The organism is Halomonas sp. MCCC 1A11062 (assembly GCF_021404355.1).
Taxonomy (GTDB): domain Bacteria; phylum Pseudomonadota; class Gammaproteobacteria; order Pseudomonadales; family Halomonadaceae; genus Halomonas; species Halomonas aerodenitrificans.
This window is the reverse complement of sequence record NZ_JABFTW010000004.1, coordinates 75,566-95,990: the sequence shown is the minus strand read 5'-3', so window position 1 is coordinate 95,990 and position 20,425 is coordinate 75,566. Positions and strand designations below refer to the sequence as shown.

At 66.0% G+C, this 20,425-nt stretch carries 17 protein-coding genes and 1 other RNA gene; 1 reads left to right on the top strand and 17 read right to left on the bottom strand.

What is annotated here, in order from left to right; all coding sequences use genetic code 11:
- The first annotated feature begins 101 nt into the window (after positions 1-101).
- Positions 102-1,370, top strand: coding sequence for an adenosylmethionine--8-amino-7-oxononanoate transaminase (gene bioA / locus HOP58_RS05875; RefSeq protein ID WP_234259800.1), 1,269 nt, complete (start codon positions 102-104; stop codon positions 1,368-1,370).
- A gap of 109 nt (positions 1,371-1,479) precedes the next feature.
- Here the strand turns inward: bioA and lpxC are convergent, their stop codons facing one another.
- The 17 genes from lpxC to rsmI all read right to left on the bottom strand — a co-directional run bounded on the left by lpxC (position 1,480) and on the right by rsmI (position 20,402).
- Positions 1,480-2,391 carry a UDP-3-O-acyl-N-acetylglucosamine deacetylase gene (lpxC, locus tag HOP58_RS05870; protein WP_010629136.1) on the bottom strand — a complete coding sequence of 304 codons (912 nt, stop codon included), beginning with the start codon at positions 2,389-2,391 and terminating at the stop codon, positions 1,480-1,482.
- 112 nt (positions 2,392-2,503) lie between these two features.
- Positions 2,504-3,673 (bottom strand): cell division protein FtsZ, encoded by a 1,170-nt coding sequence (gene ftsZ / locus HOP58_RS05865; RefSeq protein ID WP_234259799.1) that lies wholly within the window; start codon positions 3,671-3,673, stop codon positions 2,504-2,506.
- A gap of 33 nt (positions 3,674-3,706) precedes the next feature.
- The gene (gene ftsA / locus HOP58_RS05860; RefSeq protein ID WP_234259798.1) at positions 3,707-4,990 is read right to left on the bottom strand and encodes a cell division protein FtsA; all 1,284 of its coding nucleotides are present in this window, start codon (positions 4,988-4,990) and stop codon (positions 3,707-3,709) included.
- A gap of 194 nt (positions 4,991-5,184) precedes the next feature.
- Positions 5,185-5,907: a cell division protein FtsQ/DivIB gene (locus HOP58_RS05855; protein ID WP_010629139.1), complete on the bottom strand. Its 723-nt coding sequence runs from the start codon at positions 5,905-5,907 to the stop codon at positions 5,185-5,187.
- The gene (locus HOP58_RS05850; RefSeq protein ID WP_010629140.1) at positions 5,904-6,833 is read right to left on the bottom strand and encodes a D-alanine--D-alanine ligase; all 930 of its coding nucleotides are present in this window, start codon (positions 6,831-6,833) and stop codon (positions 5,904-5,906) included. Before HOP58_RS05850 ends, HOP58_RS05855 begins: the two co-directional genes overlap by 4 nt.
- Positions 6,830-8,242: a UDP-N-acetylmuramate--L-alanine ligase gene (murC, locus tag HOP58_RS05845; RefSeq protein ID WP_051004664.1), complete on the bottom strand. Its 1,413-nt coding sequence runs from the start codon at positions 8,240-8,242 to the stop codon at positions 6,830-6,832. Before murC ends, HOP58_RS05850 begins: the two co-directional genes overlap by 4 nt.
- A gap of 58 nt (positions 8,243-8,300) precedes the next feature.
- Positions 8,301-9,356 carry an undecaprenyldiphospho-muramoylpentapeptide beta-N-acetylglucosaminyltransferase gene (gene murG, locus HOP58_RS05840; protein ID WP_234259903.1) on the bottom strand — a complete coding sequence of 352 codons (1,056 nt, stop codon included), beginning with the start codon at positions 9,354-9,356 and terminating at the stop codon, positions 8,301-8,303.
- 29 nt (positions 9,357-9,385) lie between these two features.
- A complete protein-coding gene (gene ftsW, locus HOP58_RS05835) occupies positions 9,386-10,645 on the bottom strand; it encodes a putative lipid II flippase FtsW (protein WP_234259797.1) in 1,260 nt (419 codons plus the stop codon).
- Positions 10,635-12,014 (bottom strand): UDP-N-acetylmuramoyl-L-alanine--D-glutamate ligase, encoded by a 1,380-nt coding sequence (gene murD / locus HOP58_RS05830; protein WP_234259796.1) that lies wholly within the window; start codon positions 12,012-12,014, stop codon positions 10,635-10,637. Before murD ends, ftsW begins: the two co-directional genes overlap by 11 nt.
- Positions 12,015-12,051: 37 nt before the next feature.
- Complete coding sequence (mraY, locus tag HOP58_RS05825; RefSeq protein WP_010629145.1) at positions 12,052-13,134, bottom strand: phospho-N-acetylmuramoyl-pentapeptide-transferase; 1,083 nt, start codon at positions 13,132-13,134, stop codon at positions 12,052-12,054.
- Between the two features lie 9 nt (positions 13,135-13,143).
- Positions 13,144-14,526: a UDP-N-acetylmuramoyl-tripeptide--D-alanyl-D-alanine ligase gene (gene murF / locus HOP58_RS05820; protein WP_234259795.1), complete on the bottom strand. Its 1,383-nt coding sequence runs from the start codon at positions 14,524-14,526 to the stop codon at positions 13,144-13,146.
- Entirely contained in the window at positions 14,523-16,031 is a 1,509-nt protein-coding gene (locus HOP58_RS05815; protein WP_010629147.1) for a UDP-N-acetylmuramoyl-L-alanyl-D-glutamate--2,6-diaminopimelate ligase, read from the bottom strand. The genes murF and HOP58_RS05815 overlap by 4 nt, the downstream gene beginning before the upstream one ends.
- 31 nt (positions 16,032-16,062) lie before the next feature.
- On the bottom strand, positions 16,063-17,772 hold the full coding sequence (locus HOP58_RS05810) for a penicillin-binding transpeptidase domain-containing protein (protein ID WP_010629148.1): 1,710 nt from the start codon (positions 17,770-17,772) through the stop codon (positions 16,063-16,065).
- Positions 17,769-18,095, bottom strand: coding sequence for a cell division protein FtsL (gene ftsL, locus HOP58_RS05805; protein ID WP_234259794.1), 327 nt, complete (start codon positions 18,093-18,095; stop codon positions 17,769-17,771). The genes HOP58_RS05810 and ftsL overlap by 4 nt, the downstream gene beginning before the upstream one ends.
- 11 nt (positions 18,096-18,106) lie before the next feature.
- A complete protein-coding gene (gene rsmH / locus HOP58_RS05800; protein WP_010629150.1) occupies positions 18,107-19,063 on the bottom strand; it encodes a 16S rRNA (cytosine(1402)-N(4))-methyltransferase RsmH in 957 nt (318 codons plus the stop codon).
- A gap of 65 nt (positions 19,064-19,128) precedes the next feature.
- Positions 19,129-19,491, bottom strand: an RNA gene (gene rnpB, locus HOP58_RS05795) — RNase P RNA component class A.
- Positions 19,492-19,544: 53 nt separating this feature from the next.
- Positions 19,545-20,402: a 16S rRNA (cytidine(1402)-2'-O)-methyltransferase gene (rsmI, locus tag HOP58_RS05790; RefSeq protein WP_026038206.1), complete on the bottom strand. Its 858-nt coding sequence runs from the start codon at positions 20,400-20,402 to the stop codon at positions 19,545-19,547.
- Between the last annotated feature and the right edge of the window lie 23 nt (positions 20,403-20,425).

The following is a 20,425-nucleotide window of genomic DNA, read 5'->3' as shown; positions in this document are numbered from 1 at the left end:
GCCGTTACGGCACGCTTGACGCTGCCGATTCGCTGCGCCCGCTCCATGCTCAGGCGTCAGCTCACTGCTCAACTTACCGCCCAACCTTCCCGGAGGCGCTGATGGCTTCCCCCGTCTGGCATCCCTATGCCCATCTGCTCACCCAGGCTGCTGCGCCCAAGGTCGTCGGCGGCGAGGGGCCGCGCTTCTTCCTCGAAGGCGGCGAAACGCTGCTCGACGCCACCTGCTCCTGGTGGTGCATGATCCATGGCTACTCGCATCCGCGCCTGGTGGCCGCCATCAAGGAACAGGCGGATAGCCTGTGCCACGTGATGCTGGGCGGGCTCACCCACGAGCCCGCCGACAGGCTGGCCCGCGAGCTGGTGAGGATCACGCCGCCCGGGCTCGAGCACGTGTTCTTCTCCGACAGCGGCTCGGTGGGCATGGAAGTGGCGATGAAGATGGCCGTGCAGTATCACCACCTGCGTGGCAAACCCGAAAAGCACCGCATGCTGTCGTTGATGCAGGCCTACCACGGCGATACCAGCGGCTGCATGGCGGTGTGTGACCCCGAGGAGGGCATGCACAGCCTGTTTTCCGGCTACCTGCCCCGCCACCACTTCGCACCCGCGCCACAAGCCCCTTACGACGCCGACCCCGACGAGGTGGCGAGGGACCTGGCCGCCCTGCGCAGCGTACTCGAGCGGCATCACGGAGAGATCGCCGCGCTGCTGATGGAGCCGCTGCTGCAAGCCGCCGGTGGCCTCAACATGACCTCGCCGCTCTACCTGACCGGCGCACGGCAGCTGTGCGACGAGTTCGACGTGCTGCTGGTGTTCGACGAGGTGGCCACCGGCTTCGGCCGCACCGGCAAGCTGTTTGCCGCCGACCATGCCGGGGTGACGCCGGACATCATGGTGCTCTCCAAGGGCCTGACCGGCGGCTATCTGGGCCATGCGGCCACTCTGGCCACCGACCGGGTGCACGACGCCTTCATCGGCGAGTCGCCGCTGCACGCCTTCATGCACGGCCCCACCTTCATGGGCAACCCGCTGGCCTGCCGCATCGCCCTGGAGAGCCTCGCCGTGTTCGAGGAGGAGCGCTACCTGGACAAGATCGCCGAGCTCAATCGCGTACTGCGCGAGGAGCTGCTGGAGGACGAAACACTACGCCGGCATCCCGACGTCGACGATGTCCGCGTGCTCGGCGCCACCGCCGTCATCGAGGTGAAGGATGCCAGCCGACTGCAGGGCGTTGCGGCATTCGCCCGCCGCCAAGGGGTCTGGCTGCGCCCGTTCGGACGCTGGCTCTACACCATGCCCGCCTATGTCACGCCCGAGGTGGACATGCGCCAGATCACGGGCACGATGAAGGGCTGGTTTCTGAAGTGACGGCGTCTCCGGGCTGAAAGGCGTTCCTGAGCTGAGAGACGCTGCACCGAAAACGACGGCGCCGCCCGAAGGCGGCGCCGTTGCCATGAGCGGTGCGGCAGGCTGAGAATCAGGCCATGGCCGGCTGCGCATAGGAGATGGGCGCCAGCTCGCGCTCCTTCTCGAAGGTGACGATCTCGTAGGCATCGGGCTGGGCCAGCAGGGCGCGGCACAGCTGGTTGTTCAGCGCGTGGCCCGACTTCACGCCACGGAACTCGCCGATCAGGCTATAGCCCAGCAGGTAGAGGTCGCCGATGGCGTCGAGCACCTTGTGCTTGACGAACTCGTCCTCATAGCGCAGCCCACCCTCGTTCACGATGCGGTAGTCGTCGACCACGATGGCGTTGTCGAGGCTGCCGCCCAGGGCGAGATTGTTCGAGCGCAGATATTCGAGATCGCGCATGAAGCCGAAGGTCCTGGCCCGGGAGACTTCCTTGACGAAGGAGGTCGTGGAGAAGTCCACCACCGCGGTCTGCTTCTGGTCCTCGAAGACCGGGTGATCGAACTCGATGGCGAAGGAGACCTTGAAGCCCTGGTGCGGCAGGAAGCGCGCTTCCTTGCCGTTCTCCTGGACCACCACCTCCCGCTTGATGCGGATGAATTTCTTCGGCGCTTCCTGCTCGGCGATACCGGCCGACTGGATCAGGAACACGAAGGGACCGGCACTGCCGTCCATGATCGGCACTTCAGGAGCGCTGATATCGACATAGGCGTTGTCGATGCCCAGGCCGGCAAGCGCCGACATGAGATGCTCCACGGTAGCGACCTTGACCTCGTCGCGCGAGAGCGCAGTGCACAGGGTGGTGTCGGTAACCAGAGTGGCGCTGGCCGGCACCTGGACTTCGGGATCCAGGTCCGTACGCACGAACACGATACCCGTGTTTACCGGTGCAGGGCGCAAGGTCAGGTAGACCTTCTTGCCTGAATGGAGGCCGACGCCGGTGGCGCGGATAGTGTTCTGCAGGGTGCGTTGTCTGATCATGGGCAGTAGCCAGGCCGTTGTTAGGTTATCAAACACCGTTCACTATAACACCGAACGATTGTTTCAACAAAAAAACATCTCCTGGCCCTGCCTAAGCCTGCAATAGCTTTTCTCAATCGGCCTGTCGACGCAGGAAGGCCGGAATGTCCAGGTAATCGTCCAGCTCCTGAGGGGAGCGCCTCCGCTCCGGCTGCGGCTTGGCGGCCTCCTGGGGCTCGGCCTTGGCCACGGCGCTCTGCTGACGCATGGCCGGCTGCGCACGCTGACGATACTCGCTGCCTTCGTTGCGCTTGGCAGCCTGTGCCGCTGCCGCCTTGACCTGACGGCCTTCCAGCCCGGCAGCCACCACGGTGACCCGCAGCTCGTCGGTCATGTCCATGTCGATGGAAGTGCCCACGACGATGGTGGCGTCCTGAGAAGCGAACTCCTGCACCGTGGCACCGACATCGTTGAACTCACCGATCGACAGATCGGGGCCGGCGGTGATGTTGACCAGGATACCGCGTGCACCGTGGAGATCGATGTCCTCCAGAAGCGGGCTGCGGATGGCCTTCTCGGCCGCCTCACGGGCACGGTTCTCGCCGGTGGCGCCACCGGTACCCATCATCGCCATGCCCATTTCCGACATCACGGTACGCACGTCTGCGAAGTCGACGTTGATGATGCCGGGGCTGGTGATCAGCTCGGCAATGCCCTGAACGGCACCCAGCAGCACGTCGTTGGCAGCGCTGAAAGCGGTCAGCAGGCTGGCGTTCTTGCCCAGCACGGAGAGCAGCTTCTCGTTGGGAATGGTGATCAGCGAGTCGACGTGCTCCGACAGCTCCTTCATGCCCTCTTCGGCCACGCGCATGCGCTTCGGCCCCTCGAAGGGGAACGGGCGGGTGACCACGGCCACGGTGAGGATGCCCAGCTCCTTGGCCACCTGAGCCACCACAGGCGCGCCGCCGGTACCGGTACCACCACCCATGCCGGCGGTGATGAAGACCATATCGGCGCCGTTGAGGAGTTCGGCGATACGCTCGCGATCCTCCATCGCCGCCTGACGGCCGACGTCCGGATTGGCACCGGCACCCAGCCCCTTGGTGATCTCGTTGCCGAGCTGGAGCACGGTCTTGGCGGCCACCCGCTTGAGCGCCTGAGCGTCAGTATTGGCGCAGATGAACTCGACGCCTTCGATGTTGCTCTCGACCATGTGATTGACGGCGTTACCGCCGCCACCGCCAACGCCCACGACCTTGATGACCGCACTGCTCGAGGGTGCGCTATCTACCAGTTCGAACATAAGCCCCGTCTCCTGGACCGCGCCGCGGCCCTGTCAGAAATTTCCTTTCAACCAGCCCTTGAGTTTTGCCAGCGCCGGAATCCCTTCCCATCCTCCACGCTGAGAGACGTCATCACGCCTGGGTGGCGCAGCCACCACCTTGCCCTCGCGGCCATGCCCGTGCCTGGCCTCCTGAAGGGCGTAATGTAGCAAACCAACACCGGTGGAATAAATCGGATTGCGCACGACATCAGCGAGACCGCGCACATTGTGCGGGCAGGCGATGCGAACCGGCATGTGGAATATCTCCTCGGCCAGCTCGACGACCCCCTCCATGCGCGACGTGCCACCGGTGAGTACCACGCCAGCCGCCACCAGGTCTTCGTAGCCGCTGCGCCGCAGTTCATCGCGAATCAGCGTGAACAGCTCTTCGTAGCGAGGCTCCACGACTTCGGCCAGGGCCTGGCGCGACAGATCGCGGGAAGGACGATCGCCCACGCTCGGCACCTTGATCATTTCGTCGCTGGCAGCCAGTTGGGTGAGTGCGCAGGCGTACTTGACCTTGATCTCTTCGGCATATTGGGTCGGCGTACGCAGTGCCATGGCAATGTCGTTGGTCACCTGGTCGCCGGCAATGGGGATCACCGCCGTGTGGCGAATGGCGCCTTCGGTGAAAACGGCAATATCGGTGGTACCACCGCCGATATCGACCATGCAAACGCCGAGCTCACGCTCGTCCTCGGTCAGTACCGCCATGCTCGAAGCAAGCTGCTCGAGGATGATGGCATCGACTTCGAGGCCGCAGCGCCGCACGCATTTATCGATGTTCTGCACCGCATTGAGCGCCGCCGTGACGAGATGAACGCGCGCTTCGAGGCGTACACCGGACATGCCCAGCGGCTCACGAATGCCACCCTGGGTGTCGATGGAGAACTCCTGCGGCAGCACGTGCAGCACACGCTGTCCCTCGGAGATGGCCCGTGCTCGCGCTGAATCGATGACGCGCTCGATATCGGCGGGCATCACTTCGCGCTCTTTAATCGCCACCACACCATCGGAATTCATCGAGCTGATATGACTGCCCGCCACCCCCACATACACCGAATGGATGTCGCACCCGGCCATCAACTCGGCCTCTTCCACGGCGCGCTGGATCGACTGAACCGTCGACTCGATGTTGATCACCACACCTTTTTTCATGCCGCGCGAAGGGTGCGACCCGATGCCAGCGATCTCGATGCCGCCGTCATCGGTAGGCTGTCCGACGATGGCCACTACCTTGGATGTTCCGATATCCAGCCCGACTACCATGTTGGATGAATTGGAAGTGACTGCCATGTGCCGGAGTGTCTCCTGAAACTTGACTCGCTGGGTATCCCATTATTCTGATAAATGGTCATTGCGCCCATTATAGAAACAACTGGCGTTAAACCACCAGTCCATTGCAAAAAACATGCTTCACGATACGGGTTATTGACGACAAAGAAAACACCGCAACGCTGCAAGACGAGCCCGAAAGGTGAATAAAGGTCTCAGCCGGCCCCGTCGTCGTCGTCCTGCAGGTCGGTTTCGCCATGCCAGGCCACGGCAACTCCATTGGGATAACGCAAATCGATATAACGAATATGCGCTGCATGAGGTCCCAACTGCCGCTCCCATGCTGCAGCCAACCTGGCCAGACGTGCGTCTCGATCGCTACGTCCCAGCATGACCCAGACCCCGTCGTCGAGCTGCAGCCGCCAGGCGCCGCGCGGCTCCAGCCGCAGTTGCGAGATGGTGATTCCCATGCGGTCAAAGCGCGAACTCAAGCGATTGTGATAGGCCAGCACCTCGGCACCGCTGCCCACCGGACCGGCAAGATCGGGCAAGCCTTCAGGCGGCTCTATCGGCTCGAAGGCGAAGGGTTCGCCATCGGGATTGAGCAGATAATCATCGTTCCAGCGCGCCACCGGCACCTGCTCGACCAGCTCGAACGCCAGCGTATAAGGCCACTCACGCGACAGCCGAACTTCAGCCAGCCAATCAATATTGCGCGCCGCGCGGCGCAATGCCGGCAAGTCGGCCGAGAGCCAGGTCTGGCCCTGCAGCAGCGGCGCCAGCTGCGAGCGCAGATAATCGGCGCTGACGTGCTGCAATTCGCCGCGGATCGCCACCCGCTCGATGGGGCGATCGAGCCAGGTCCACAGGGCGCGACCGCCTGCTCCCAGCAGGATCAGCAGCAGCAATACCCCCAGCGTCGAGCCACGACTGCTCATGCCTGACGCGGCTCCAGCGTGGTACGCAGAATACGCAGCACCAGTTCATCGAAGCCCATTCCGGCATGGGCGGCCGCCTGGGGCACCAGACTGTGGTCGGTCATGCCCGGCGAGGTGTTGACCTCGATGAGCCAGAATCGCCCTTGGGCGTCGCGCATCACGTCGACGCGTCCCCAGCCCTCGCCGCCAACCGCCTCGAAGGCCTGACGGCACAGCACTCCCAGCACCGCCTCCTGCTCGGCATCGAGACCGCAGGGAAGGTGGTAGCGGGTGTCATTCGAGTTGTACTTGGCTTCGTAGTCGTAGAAGCCGCTCGGCACCTCGACGCGAATGGCCGGCAACACGCGGTCGCCCAGGAGCGATACCGTATATTCTTCACCGCTGATAAAGCGCTCGGCCATGACCCGGGCGTCGTAGCGAGCCGCTTCAAGGTAAGCCGCCTCGAGAGTCTCCCGGCTGTCGACGATGGTGATGCCGAGGGTCGAACCCTCGTGCACCGGCTTGACGATCAGCGGCAGCCCCAGGGTGGCGACGATCTCGTCCCAGTTGCTGTCGGCCGCCAACATCAACGACTCCGGCGTGGGCAGCCCCAGGGCCTGCCACACGAGCTTGGTGCGCTGCTTGTCCATGCCCAGCGCCGAAGCCAGCACGCCGCTGCCGGTGTAAGGGATGCCCAGCAGCTCGAGCGCGCCCTGCAGCGTTCCGTCCTCGCCGCCACGCCCATGCAGGGCGATGAACACGCGGTCGGGGGCCAGTGCTTCGAGGCCGACCAGGCCGCCATCGGCGGGGTCGTAGCCGATGACGTCGACACCGCTGCGCTCGAGCGCCGCCAAGACCGCCGTTCCGCTCCTCAGCGATACCTCGCGTTCAGCGGAATTCCCGCCGAACAGCACTACTACCCGGCCGAGCCCTTGCGTCTGCATCATAGCGTCACCTCGTCGAGATTCAGTCGGCTCTCGGCCAACCCAAGGGCGATGCCGCCCACGTCACCCGCTCCCTGAGTGATCAGAATGTCGTCATCTCTCAGCACCCTGGCCAGCAGGTCCGGCAGCTCGGACTTATGCTGCACGAAGATCGGATCGAGCGGACCGCGCTGGCGAATGGAGCCTGCCAGCGTCTTGCCATCGGCGCCGGGAATGGGCGCCTCGCCGGCGCTGTAGACATCTAGCAGCAGCAGCACGTCGACCCCCGCCAGCACCCTGACGAAATCCTCATAGAGGTCGCGGGTACGGGTGTAACGATGAGGCTGATAGACCATCACCAGCCGACGCTGGGGCCAGCCGGCCCGCACCGCCTTGATCACCATCTCCACTTCACGGGGATGGTGGCCGTAGTCGTCCACCAGCATGACCTCGCCAGTGCCGGACGGGGGCGGAAAGTGACCGTGCACCTGGAAGCGCCTGCCCACGCCGGCAAAACCGGCCAGGCCGCGCAGGATGGCAGCATCGTCGACGCCGGCATCGGTGGCCACGGCGATAGCCGCCAGCGCGTTCAATGCATTGTGCCGCCCCGGCATGCCCAGGCGCACCTCGAGGGGCGCCAGCCCATCGGGGCGTAGCGCGGTGAAGCGGATCTCGCCGCCCTGCTGCACGAAATCGGTAATACGGTAGTCGGCGTCCTCGCTGAAGCCATAGGTGACGAACTGGCGATGAACGCGGTCGAGCAGGCTACGCACGTGCTCGTCGTCGATGCACAGGATGGCCAGCCCGTAGAACGGCAGGTTGTGCAGAAACTCGATGAAGGTGCCCTTGAGCCGCTCGAAGTCGCCGCCGTAGGTGCTCATGTGGTCGGCGTCGATATTGGTGACGATGGAGACCATCGGCTGCAGGTGCAGGAACGAGGCATCGGATTCGTCGGCCTCGGCCACCAGGTAATCGCCTTCGCCCAAGCGCGCGTTGGTACCGGCGCTGGTCAGCTTGCCACCGATGACGAAGGTCGGATCGAGGCCGCCTTCGGCGAGCAGCGTGGCGGTCAGGCTGGTGGTCGTGGTCTTGCCGTGGGTACCGGCCACGGCGATACCGTGGCGGAAGCGCATCAGCTCGGCGAGCATCTCGGCCCGGCGCACCACCGGCACGCGGTGCTCCTGGGCCCAGCGAATCTCGGGATTCGATGCGTCCACGGCGGTGGAGACGACGACCACGTCGGCGCCCGCCACGTTGCCCTCGGCATGGCCGATGGCCACGCGAATGCCGCGCTCACGCAGCCGGGCCACCACCGTCGAGGCCTTCAGGTCGCTGCCGCTGACCTGATAGCCCTGGTTGGCGAGCACTTCGGCGATGCCGCACATGCCGGCGCCGCCGATTCCCACGAAATGGATGTGCCGAATACGGCGCATGCCCAGGCCCCGCCCGTGGCGGGGCAGCGTTGCCTGACCGGGAACCGGCCTCAAAGTGCTATCGCTCAAGCGCTGTCTCCATGCAACCGGCCACCAGGCGCTCGACGGCATCGAGGTGCGCGCAGCGGCGCGCTTGCCGGGCCATGGTGGCGAGAGTGTCGGGGTCGAGCAGCGTCGTCAGGCTCTTGGCCAGCGCCGCCGTCGTCATCTCATGCTGCGGCATCAACTGCGCCGCACCCGCCGCCACCAGGGCGCGGGCATTGGCCGTCTGGTGATCGTCTACCGCGTGGGGCAGCGGAACGAACAGGGCCGGCTTGGCCGCGGCAGCCACTTCGGATACGGTAAGCGCCCCGGCCCGGCAGACGACCAGATCGGCCCAGTCGTAGGCCGCCGCCATGTCGTCGATAAAAGCGCTCACCTCCGCCTCGACGCCCTGCGCCATATAGGCGTCACGGGTCGCCGTATCCTTGTCGCGGCCGGCCTGGTGCCGTACTTCGGGACGGCTCGCTTCGGGCAGCGTGGCAAGCGCCTCGGGCAGGCGCTGGTTGAGCGGCAATGCCCCCAGCGAGCCGCCGACGATCAACAGTCGCAGGCGCCGGCCGCGCATGGTCTGCGCCTCGCGGGGCGACTCGCCCAGAGCGGCAATCTCCTCGCGTACTGGATTGCCGACCACCTCTCCCCGCGAGCCGAAGGCCTGGGGAAAGGCGGCATAGACGCGGCGGGCCAGCCGCGCCAGAGCGCGGTTGGTCAACCCGGCCACGGCGTTCTGTTCGTGGATCACCAGCGGTCGGCGCAGCAGCCAGGCCGCCAGCCCACCGGGCCCGCTGGCGAAACCGCCAAGGCCCACCACCAGCGCCGGCTCGAGCCGGCGAATGATGCGTACCGCCTGCCATACGCTGCGAACCAGATTGAAAGGCGCCTTGAGCCAGCCGCCCAGGCCGTTGCCGCGCAGGCCGGCCACCGCAATGCGATGCAGCGGCAGTTCGGCCGCCGGCACCAGCCGGTTCTCGATTCCTCGCGGGCTGCCCAGCCAGTGCACCTCCAGCCCCTGGGCCTGCAGCCCGCGAGCCAGCGATAGCGCCGGAATGACATGGCCACCGGTGCCGCCCGCCATGATCAGTACCCTTCGCTGCCCGACTTGCGTCACTTCATGACTCCCTGTCCATGGATCCTGGGTTCACGACGCCCGACGGCTTCCCGTGGTGCGGTCGGGCTGGCCCGCCGCAACGCCTGACGAGTATCGATGTCGACCCGCAGCAGCAGCGCCATCATGGCGGCGCTGACCAGCAGGCTGGAGCCGCCGTAACTGAGCAGCGGCAGGGTCAAGCCCTTGGTCGGCAGCATGCCGGTGCTCACGGCGATGTTGATGAAAGCCTGGGCGCCGATCACCAGGGCGATGCCATAGCTGACATAGGCGGCAAAGGCCATCCCGGCCAACTCGGCACGCCGCCCTACCGCCAGCGACCGCCAGATCAGCAAGGCGAACAGCCCGACCACGGCAATGGCACCGAACAGCCCCAGCTCTTCGGCGATCACGGCAAAGACGAAGTCGGTGTGGGCTTCGGGCAGGTAGAACAGCTTCTGCACGCTGTTGCCGAGGCCCATGCCCAGCCAGTGGCCGCGACCGAAGGCGATCAGCGCCTGGGTGAGCTGATAACCGCTGGCGAACTGATCGGCCCAGGGGTCGGAGAAACTGGTCAGTCGTGCCAGGCGGTATGGCTCCGCAATGGCCACGTAGAAACCGAGCACGCCGACGCCGATCAGGATGAAAACGAAGCGGCCCCAGGGCGCGCCGGCCAGCAGCAGCATGCCCATCACGCAGCCGGTCATCACCACCACCGCACCGTAATCGGGCTCGAGAATCAGCAGGACGGCAATCACCCCCATCACCAGCAGCGGGCGCAGAAAGGCACCCCAGCTACGACGGACCTCCGGCAGGAAACGCTCGAGGTAACCGGCCAGGTAGACGATCAGGCACAGCTTGGCTACCTCGGACACCTGCAAATTGAAAGGAAGCAGGGGTATCGACAGCCAGCGCCGGCTGCCGTTGACCTCACGCCCGATCAGCAGCACCAGGAACAGCAAGGCAATGCTGATCAGCAGCAGCAGTGGCCCGTTGGCGCGCCACCAGGCCAGCGGGGAGCGCAGCGTCACGACGCCAACCCCGAGCGCCATGAGCACGAACAGCGCATGGCGCTGGCTGAAGTACCAGGGGTTTCCGGTGAGGCTGGCCGCCACTTCGGTCGACGCCGAGGTGACCATGACCCAACCGGTCAGGATCAAGGTCAGGGCGGCAAACAGCAGCCAGCCGTCGAACGGTTGATCGCGGGTCGACAGCCGCTCGCGCAGGCGCCGCAGCCGCGCGAACCGCACCTTGCTCGCCTGCTTCGTCTTAGTCGACATGTCCCGCCTCCTTCACGAACCGCTCGACGCCTCGGCGAAACGCCTCTCCGCGTGCCGGGTAACCGGAAAACTGATCGAGGCTGGCACAGGCTGGCGAGAGCAATACGCAGTCGCCCGGCGCGGCAATGTCCCGCGCTCTGACCATCGCCGCCGATAGATCGTCGACCCGGGTCACTGTCACGCGGCCCTGCAGCGCCGCAGCGATCCGCTCGGCATCGGCACCGAACAGAATCGCCTCACGTGCGTAGCGGGCCAGCGGCTCGGCCAGCGGCGAAAAATCCGCCCCCTTGCCCTGCCCCCCGGCCAGCAGCACGAGGCGTCCGGGCAGGGTGGGCCCCAGCCCGGCGATGGCCGCCAGGGTGGCGCCGACGTTGGTTCCCTTGGAGTCGTTGATCCAGCACACGCCGTCCACTTCGGCCACCAGCTCGCTGCGATGAGGCAGGCCCTTGAACTGGCGCAGCACGCGACTCATGGCCTCCAGCGAAAAGCCGAGATGCGACCCCATGGCCAGCGCCGCCAGGGCATTGGCCTGGTTGTGACGCCCCGCCACCCCCAGCTCGTCGGCCGCCATCAGCGCAGTGCCACCATGCATCAGCCAGTCGCGACCGTCCAATTGGGCGATACCCCACTCGTCCGCCTGCGGCGGCTGAGTGGTAAAGCGCTCCATGGGGAGCGGGTCGAGGGGCCAGGTCATCGGGTCTTCGGCATTGACCACGGCATGACGAGCGCCGCGGAAGATGCCCAGCTTGGCTGCGCGATACCCCACCATGTCGTCGTGGCGATCCAGATGATCTTCGGAGAGATTGAGAAAAGCGGCCGTCTCGGCGCCCAGCCGGGGGGTCGTCTCGAGCTGAAAGCTCGACAGTTCCAGCACGTAGAGCTCCGCCTCGGGGGCTTCGGCCAGCAGATCCAGCGCCGGCGTGCCCAGGTTGCCGCCTACCGCCACCCGCCGACCGGCGGCCTGAGCCATCTCGCCCAGCAGCGTGGTCACGGTGGACTTGGCGTTGGAGCCGGTAATGGCGGCGATGGGGGCACTTGCGGCGCGTACGAACAGGGCGATCTCGCCCACCACCAGCGGCTCTCCCGAATCGCGCCGACGCCCCACCCACTCGGCCAGGCCCGGCGTACGCAGGTCGACGCCGGGGCTCACCACGATCTCCGCCGCTTCACTCATGTCGAGCGCCGTGAGCACTCCGCAGTGAAGCTCCACCTGGGGGTGGGCGCGACGAAAATCGTCGAGCCCCGGCGGCACTTCACGGGTATCGGCGACCATGAAAGGCACGCCCGCTCTGGCCAGGTGCCGGCAGATGGCCCGGCCGGAGATACCCAGCCCGACCACCAGCGTCACTCCCTTCGGCACCTTGCGCATTCCACTCTCCTCGCCCGACAGGATGGGCGCACTCGAATCAGCGAATCTTGAGCGTCGCCAGACCGACCAGAACCAGCACCACGGTGATGATCCAGAAGCGCACGATGACCCGCGGCTCCGGCCAGCCCTTGAGCTCATAATGGTGGTGCAACGGCGCCATGCGGAAGATGCGACGCCCGGTCAGCTTGTAGGAGCCCACCTGGAGGATCACCGAGATGGTCTCGAGCACGAAGATGCCGCCCATGATGAACAGCACGATCTCCTGGCGCACGATGACCGCCACCACGCCGAGAGCCGCACCCAGTGCCAGCGCCCCGACATCGCCCATGAACACCTGGGCCGGATAGGTGTTGAACCACAGAAAGCCCAGCCCGGCGCCAGCAATGGTGGCGCAGAAGACAGCCAGCTCGCCGGCACCGGCAATGCTCGGGATCTGCAGATAGTTGGCGAATACCGCGTTGCCGCTGGCGTAGGCGAAGATCGCCAGGCCCATGGCCACCATGACAGTGGGCATGATGGCCAGGCCATCCAGGCCGTCGGTGAGGTTGACGGCGTTGGAGCTGCCCACGATCACCAGATAGGTGAGCACGATGTAGAAAACGCCCAGCGGGATGACGATGTCCTTGAACAGCGGCACGATGAGGCTGGTTTCCACCGCACTGGTGGCGGTCAGATAGAGCACCAGTGCCGTTGCCAGGCCGATCACCGACTGCCAGAAATACTTCCAGCGCGCCGGCAGCCCGCGGGGGTTCTTCTCCACCACCTTGCGATAGTCGTCGACCCAGCCGATTGCACCGAAGCCCAACGTCACCACCAGCACGATCCACACGAAGCGGTTGGTGAGATCGGCCCACAGCAGGGTGCTGACGGCGATCGCCATCAGGATCATGGCCCCGCCCATGGTCGGCGTGCCCGCCTTGGACAGATGCGACTGAGGGCCGTCGTCGCGCACTGCCTGACCGATCTGGCGCTCTACCAATCGCCGAATCATCCACGGCCCCAGCCACAGGCAGAGCAGAAGAGCCGTCATGGTGCCCAGGATCATGCGCAGGGTCAGATAATTGAAAACATTGAAGGCGCTCTGGTACTGCGCCAGAAAATCAGCCAGAAAAAGCAGCATGTGTTGCGTTCACCTTGATGCGTCAGCTCGTAGCGCCGCCACGACCCGTTCCATGCCAGCGCTGCGCGATCCCTTGATCAGAACGCTGGCACCGGTGGGCAGATGGTCCAGGACATGACGCGTCAGCGCCTCGTGGTCATTGAAATGAATTCCGCCGTCGCCGAAAGCCTGGCTTGCGGCCTGTGCCAGCTCGCCGCAGGTCATCAGCACGTCGATCCCCAGTTTGCGTGCGTAGTGGCCGACCTCTGCATGCAGCCGGTCCGAATCCCTCCCCAGTTCTCCCATGGCGCCAAGCAGGCACCACCTGGGGCCGGGCAGCTCGGTCAGCAGCGCCAGCGCCGCCTTGACCGCTCCCGGGTTGGCGTTATAGCTGTCGTCCAACAGACGGCTCTGCCGTATACCGCCCAGCGGGCTCAGGCGCCCCGGCATCGGTATGCAAGCCGCTAGCCCTGCCAGCACCTGCTCGCTGTCGACACCCAGCGCCAGCGCACCCGCCGCTGCCGCCAGCGCATTGGCGACGCTGTGCCGTCCCAACAGGGCAAGCTGCACCCGGCCCAGCCTGCGTCCGTCCATGACAAGCGTGAAAGCATAGCGCCCCAGAGCGTCGCAGGCCAGCTCGTCGGCCCGCACTCGGCTGCCTTCGGCGAATCCGAAATCCAGCACTTCACGCGGTGCGGCAAGTTGCGCCCAGAAAGGGTAATAGACATCGTCGCGGTTGAGCACCGCCACACCATCGGCGCCGAGCCCGGCCAATATCTCGCCCTTGGCCTGGGCGATCTGGCCCATGCCGCCGAACTCGCCGACATGCGCTCCGGTGACGTTGGTGATGATGGCCACCTGTGGCTCGGCGAGACTGGTGGTCCAGGCGATCTCGCCAAGGTGGTTGGCGCCCAGCTCTACCACCGCCAGACGATGCGCGTCGGTCAACCCCAGCAGAGTCAATGGTGCGCCGATATCGTTGTTGAGATTGCCTCGTGTGGCCAGGGTCATGCCGCCCAGACCAAGCAGTTGGGCCAGCAGCTCCTTGACGCTGGTCTTGCCGCTGTTTCCCGTTACCGCCACCAGCGGGCCGCCCCAGGCCCGACGCCGGGCACGCCCGAGCAGACCGAGCGCCAAGCGTGTATCGGGCACCACCAGCTGAGGCAGCGGGTCCGCGACGGGCCGCTCGACCAGAGCTGCCGCAGCGCCGGCTTCGCGGGCCTGGGCAATGAAGTCGTGGGCATCGAAGCGCTCGCCGCGCAGTGCCACGAACAGGCTACCCGGCGACAGGCTGCGCGTATCGCTGACGATATCGCCCAGTGCAACATCTCCCAGTGCAACGTCACCCTGGGGCGCATTCACACCCAGCGCGGCGGCCACCTCGGCAAGCGTCTTGAGACCTGATCCGCTCATTGTCCTGCCTCGCGCCTGGCCAATGCCGACTCGGTCTCGGCGACATCACTGAAGGGATGACGCACGCCGGCGACCTCCTGATAGGTTTCGTGGCCTTTGCCGGCGATCAGTACCACATCGCTGGCGTCGGCCTGTGCGATGGTGCGGGCAATGGCTTCGCTACGCCCCGCCACGACCTCGCTACGCTGGCTGGCCTCGGCCGACACGCCGGCAAATATCTGCTGACGTATCTCGGCGGGGTCTTCACTGCGGGGGTTGTCGTCGGTGATCACCAGCCGGTCGGCATGACGCTCCGCCGCCGCTCCCATCAGCGGGCGCTTGCCGCTGTCGCGATCACCGCCGCAGCCGAACAGACACCACAACTTACCGTTGCCGGGCAGATGCTGGCGCAGCGCGCCCAGCGCATTCTCCAGCGCTCCGGGAGTATGGGCGTAGTCGACGATCACGGTCGGCATGCCATCGCTGCCAAAGCGCTGCATGCGTCCGGGTACGGGCGTCAGCCCGGATGCCGCGGCGAACAGCGCTTCCAGGCTTTCCCCGAGACCATAGAGCGTGGCAATGGCAAGCAGCACGTTGTCGAGATTGAACCGCCCCATCAGCGGCAGCTCGAGGCTATGCTCCCCCTCCGGCGTCGCCACCAGCGCCAGCTGGCCGGACGTGCTTGGCTTCCAGTCGACGACGCGCAGCGTCGCCGCCGGATCGTCGCCGACGGCCAGCACGCGCACCCCGCCCTTGAGACCCGCCAGCATCAGACCGGAAAGGGAGTCGTCGGCATTGACCACCGCCAACTCCAGCTCGGAGCGACGAAACAGGCGTGCCTTGGCCGCCGCATAGGCGGCCATGCTGCCGTGATAATCCAGGTGATCACGAGTGAGATTGGTGAACACCGCGGCCATGACCCGACAGCCCTCGAGGCGGTCCTGCTCAAGCGCATGGGAAGACACCTCCATGGCCACCCGCCCGATACCGCCTGCGGCCATCTCACCGAGAGCCGCCTGCAGCATCAGCGGCCCCGGCGTCGTCAGCCCGGTATCCGTGAGCTGCCCGGGACGCCCGACGCCCAGCGTGCCGATGAGCCCGGCCGCCCGACCAAGGGCCGCACTCAGTTCGGCCAGATAGTGAGTCACGGAGCTCTTGCCATTGGTCCCGGTAACACCGATCAGCTCCAGCGTCTCCGGCACTTCGTACAGCCACTGCCCCAGCTCGCCCAGGCGCTGGCGCAGAAACGGCAGTCCCAGCACCGGCTGCCCTTCGGCCGAGTCAGGGAGCGATTCGCCCGGTTCGAGATGGTAGAGCACCTGCACGGCGCCCGCCTGCAGCGCCTGGCCCAGATACCTACGGCCGTCTCCGCTCACACCGGGCACGGCCACGAAGACATCGCCCGGTTCGACCAGACGGCTGTCGAGCACCAGACGCAACGCAGCATCGCCGGTCGACTCCGGCATCGTCAGATTGGGCCAGCAGCGGCGCAGAGCCAACTGTAGACGGGAAGCACTCACCTGCATCGACGCACCTCTGTCGTAGGAAAGGCAGCTGTCATTGTGTTCGTTGATCCGGCGGCACGTCGAGCAGGCGCAGAGCGCTGCCCGTGACACGCGAGAAGACCGGCGCCGCCACGGCACCGCCGAAGAAATCTCCAGCCCGGGGGTGGTCGATCATGACGACAGTGACGATGCGCGGATCGGACACCGGGGCAACGCCGGCAAACAGGCTGCGATAGGCGTTCTCTTCATAGCCTGTCACCGAGGTCTTGCGTACCGTACCGGTCTTGCCCGCCACGCGATAGCCCGGCACCGCCGCCCGCCGCCCGCCGGTGGTCGGCTGCACGGACTGCTCCATGATGCGCAGCAGCTCGTGGGCCACCTGAGGATCGATGGCCGGCTCTCCCATCGGTGCCTCGTTCAGCTTGAGCAGCGAAGGCGGCATGCGCACCCCGCCGTTGGCCAGGGCGGTATAGGCGCTGGCCAGCTGCAGGGCGGAGACCGATAGGCCATAACCGTACGAGAGCGCTGCCCACTGGCTGCGTGACCAGCGAACAGGCGCCGGCATATGGCCTACGGCCTCGCCGGGAAAGCCGGTATCGGTGCTCTGACCAAAGCCCAGCCGACGGTAGAGGTCGGGCACCAGCGGATCGTCCAGTTGCAGCACCAGCTTCGACATGCCGATGTTCGACGACTTTTCGAGAATGCCGGCCAGATCCAATCTGCCGTAGTTGCGTATGTCGCGAATGGTGAAGCGGTCGATGCGCATCCACCCCGGCGAGGTATCGACCACGATGTCGCTGTCGAAGCGTCCGCTCTCCATGATGGCCGCCATGGCCAGAGGCTTCACCACCGAGCCGGGTTCGAAGACGTCGACAATGGCCTGGTTGCGCAATCCCCGCGGGTCCAGCCCGGCACGGTTGTTGGGGTTGTAGGAGGGCTGATTGGCCATGGCCAGCACTTCGCCGGTGCGAGCATCCATCATCACGACCACACCGCCATCGGCATCGTGCTCGGCCACGGCTGCCTTGAGCTCGCGATAGGCCATGTACTGCAGCCGTTGATCGATGGCAAGGGTCAGCTCACCTCCCGGCTGGGCCTCGCGCAGAACGGCCAGATCCCGCACCAGGCGGCCACGGCGGTCCTTGATCACCCTGCGCTGCCCGGGGGTGCCGGCCAGGTAGGGCTGATAGGCAAGCTCAACCCCCTCCTGGCCCATATCGTCCACGTTGGTCACACCCAGCAACTGGGCAATCACTTCGCCGGCGGGATAATAGCGCTTGTATTCATGCTGGGCATAGACGCCGGGAACGCGCAGATCCAGGACCCGCTGTGCGGCAACCGGGGTGAGCTGGCGACGCAGGTACATGAACTCCCGCGCCGCGAAACGTTCCAGCCTGGCATCCAGATCGTCGGGTGGCATGCCCAGCGCCTGGGAGAGCATCAGCCGCTGGATACGGTCCTCGGGGACCTCCTGGGGATTGGCCCACAGCGTCACCACCGGAGTGGAGATGGCCAGCGGCTCGCCGTTGCGATCGGTAATCATGCCGCGGTGTGCGGTGAGCGACTCGGTGCGCAGAATCCGCGCATCGCCCTGCCCCTGCAGGAACGGTCGGTCGAAGACGTGCAGGGTCACGATACGTCCGGCCAGCAGCAACAGGCCGATGAACACCACTCCCAGCACGACGCCGTACCGCAGCCCACCCATGGGCGCCATGGGCGGGCGCCGACGCGGTGTCACTCCATTGCGCACATCCGTACTCATGGCCGGATGACCTCGACTTCGTTGACATGGGGAAGCCGCATCTCGAGCCGCTCGACAGCCAGACGCTCGATGCGCGCCGGCGACGACCAGGCACTCTCCTCCAACAGCAGTTGTCCCCACTCCGTCTGCAACTGGTCGCGCTCGCGCTCGAGCTGCTGCAGACGCGCGTACTGGGCGCGTGTCTGATGGCTGGTATTGACCACCGCCATGGCGGTGATCAGGCACGCCAGGACCAGGCCGATGACCAGCAGCAGCAGCCAACTGGGGCGCCTGTTCGCTGGCCAGGCGGCTCGCAGCATGCGTGGTGACAGGCGTCCTTGCATCATGCCGCTCCTCAGGCCAGCTTGCGTGCAGCGCGCATCACAGCGCTGCGCGCGCGCGGATTGGCGTCGACTTCAGCCGCCGACGGGCGCTGCGCCTTGCCCAGCATCTCCAACCGCCTGCGCAGCTGGTCCTCCCGTACCGGCACGCCCCGCGGCAGGTCGCTGTCGCCACGCACGTGTTCGCGGATGAAGCGCTTGACCCGCCGATCCTCCAGCGAATGGAAACTGATCACCACCAGATGACCACCGGGAGCCAGCGCCTCCAGCGCCCCAGCCAGGGCGGCATCCAACTGTTCGAGCTCGGCGTTGATGTGAATACGCAGCGCCTGAAAGGCCCGCGTGGCAGGATGCTTGCCTTTCTCCCAGGCAGGGTGGGCCGTCTTGAGCACCTCGGCCAGATCGCCGGTGCGCAGAAAGGGCTTTTCGAGACGCCGCGTCACGACGGCTCGGGCCAGACGTTTGGCGAACCGCTCCTCGCCGTAGCTCTTGAACACCTGCGCGATATCGGCTTCGCTGGCCCGCGCCAGCCAGTCGGCGGCACTCTCGCCACGGGTCGGGTCCATGCGCATGTCGAGGGGGCCGTCACGCAGGAAGCTGAAGCCCCGTTCGGGGTCGTCCAACTGCGGCGAGGAGACGCCAACGTCCAGCAGCACGCCATTCAGCTTGCCGAAGAGGTCGTGGCGGCGTGCGATCTCGGCCAGATTGGCGAACTCGCCCTGCTCGATGGCGAAGCGCGAATCCGTCAGCGTGTGCGCCTCGGCAATGGCCTGGGGGTCGCGGTCGATGGCCAGCAGGCGGCCCTCTGGACTCAAGCGCTCGAGGATGGCTCGGGAGTGGCCGCCGCGCCCGAAGGTGCCATCCAGATAGACACCCTCGGGATCGTGCACGAGAGCATCCACGGCCCCATCCAGTAGCACGCTGGCATGACGAAAGCCATGACGGCTCGGTTCAGCTGCGGATGGCGGCATGCGCTTTCCTGATGTCTCGGACTCGTAGGGACGCATCCGGTAGCCCGGATGCGCTAGCTGTGAATCGGGGGAGTCGGCCGATAAGCCGGGTTCTGTCGTGGACAGTCATTCATCTAGGAGCCGCGTCACCGCGACCCTCCAGCAACCTACCCGAACCCGACGCGGGCCACGTCATAGGGTTCCTATTTGGTCTTGCTCCGGGTGGGGTTTACCATGCCACGCACTGTTACCAGGCGCGCGGTGCGCTCTTACCGCACCCTTTCACCCTTGCCGGCCTCCCGAAGGAGACGTAGGCGGTCTGCTCTCTGCTGCACTTTCCGTCGGCTCGCGCCGCCCAGGCGTTACCTGGCACCCTGCCCTGTGGAGCCCGGACTTTCCTCCCCCGCACCGACCAGGGCCGATGCGGCGGCGACCGTCTGGCCGACTCCGAGCGCAAGAATACCAGCGTGCCGGTGGCCTCTCAATGTCTTTCCGCCCCGTATCAACGGGCTTCCTTCAGCGCCTGGGCCTGGCCATACCAGGTTTTCTTCGCCCCGCCCAACAGCCTTGCCGCTACGGCCGCAGCCTGTTTCACCCCCACGCCCTCGTCCAGCAACGCTGCAAGCAGAGTCTGCGCCTCCACGCTTGCCGCATCGGCGCTCTCTCTCGGCTCGGCCCCCGCCACCATGACCACGAACTCGCCCCGCGCCTGATCCGGGTCGGCCTCCATCCGGGCCAGCAGTGTCTCGGCGTCGCCTTCCAGAAAGGTTTCGAAGGATTTAGTCAGCTCCCGTGCCAGGACCAGCCGGCGCGCACCGAGCTCGGCGGCAATGTCGGTCAGCGTGTCGCGAATCCGGTGCGGCGACTCGTAGAAGACCAGCGTCTCCTCCCGCGTCGCCAGGTCCTTCAGGCGCTGGCGACGAGCCCCGCCCTTGGCCGGCAGGAACCCCTGGAACAGGAAGCGGTCGGTTGGCAAGCCGGACGCACACAACGCCGCCACCAGCGCACAGGCGCCGGGAACCGGCACGATGCGACGCCCCCGCGTCCGCAACTCGCGCACCAGCACAAAACCCGGATCGCTGATCAGCGGCGTTCCCGCGTCGCTCACCAGAGCGATACTTTCACCGCCCAGGAGGCGCTGGTCGATCTGCTCGACCCGGGCCGCCTCGTTGTGCTCATGCAGCGAGAGCATGGCCACCGACAATCCCAGGTGACGCAACAGCCGCGACGTATGACGGGTATCCTCGGCGGCAACCAGCGCCACCTCGCCCAGTATCCTCGCCGCCCTGGGGCTCAGGTCCTCCAGATTCCCAATCGGCGTGGCGACCACGTACAATGTACCAAGATGTATATCTGACATGGCGACTCCTCAGGGGGATTTTT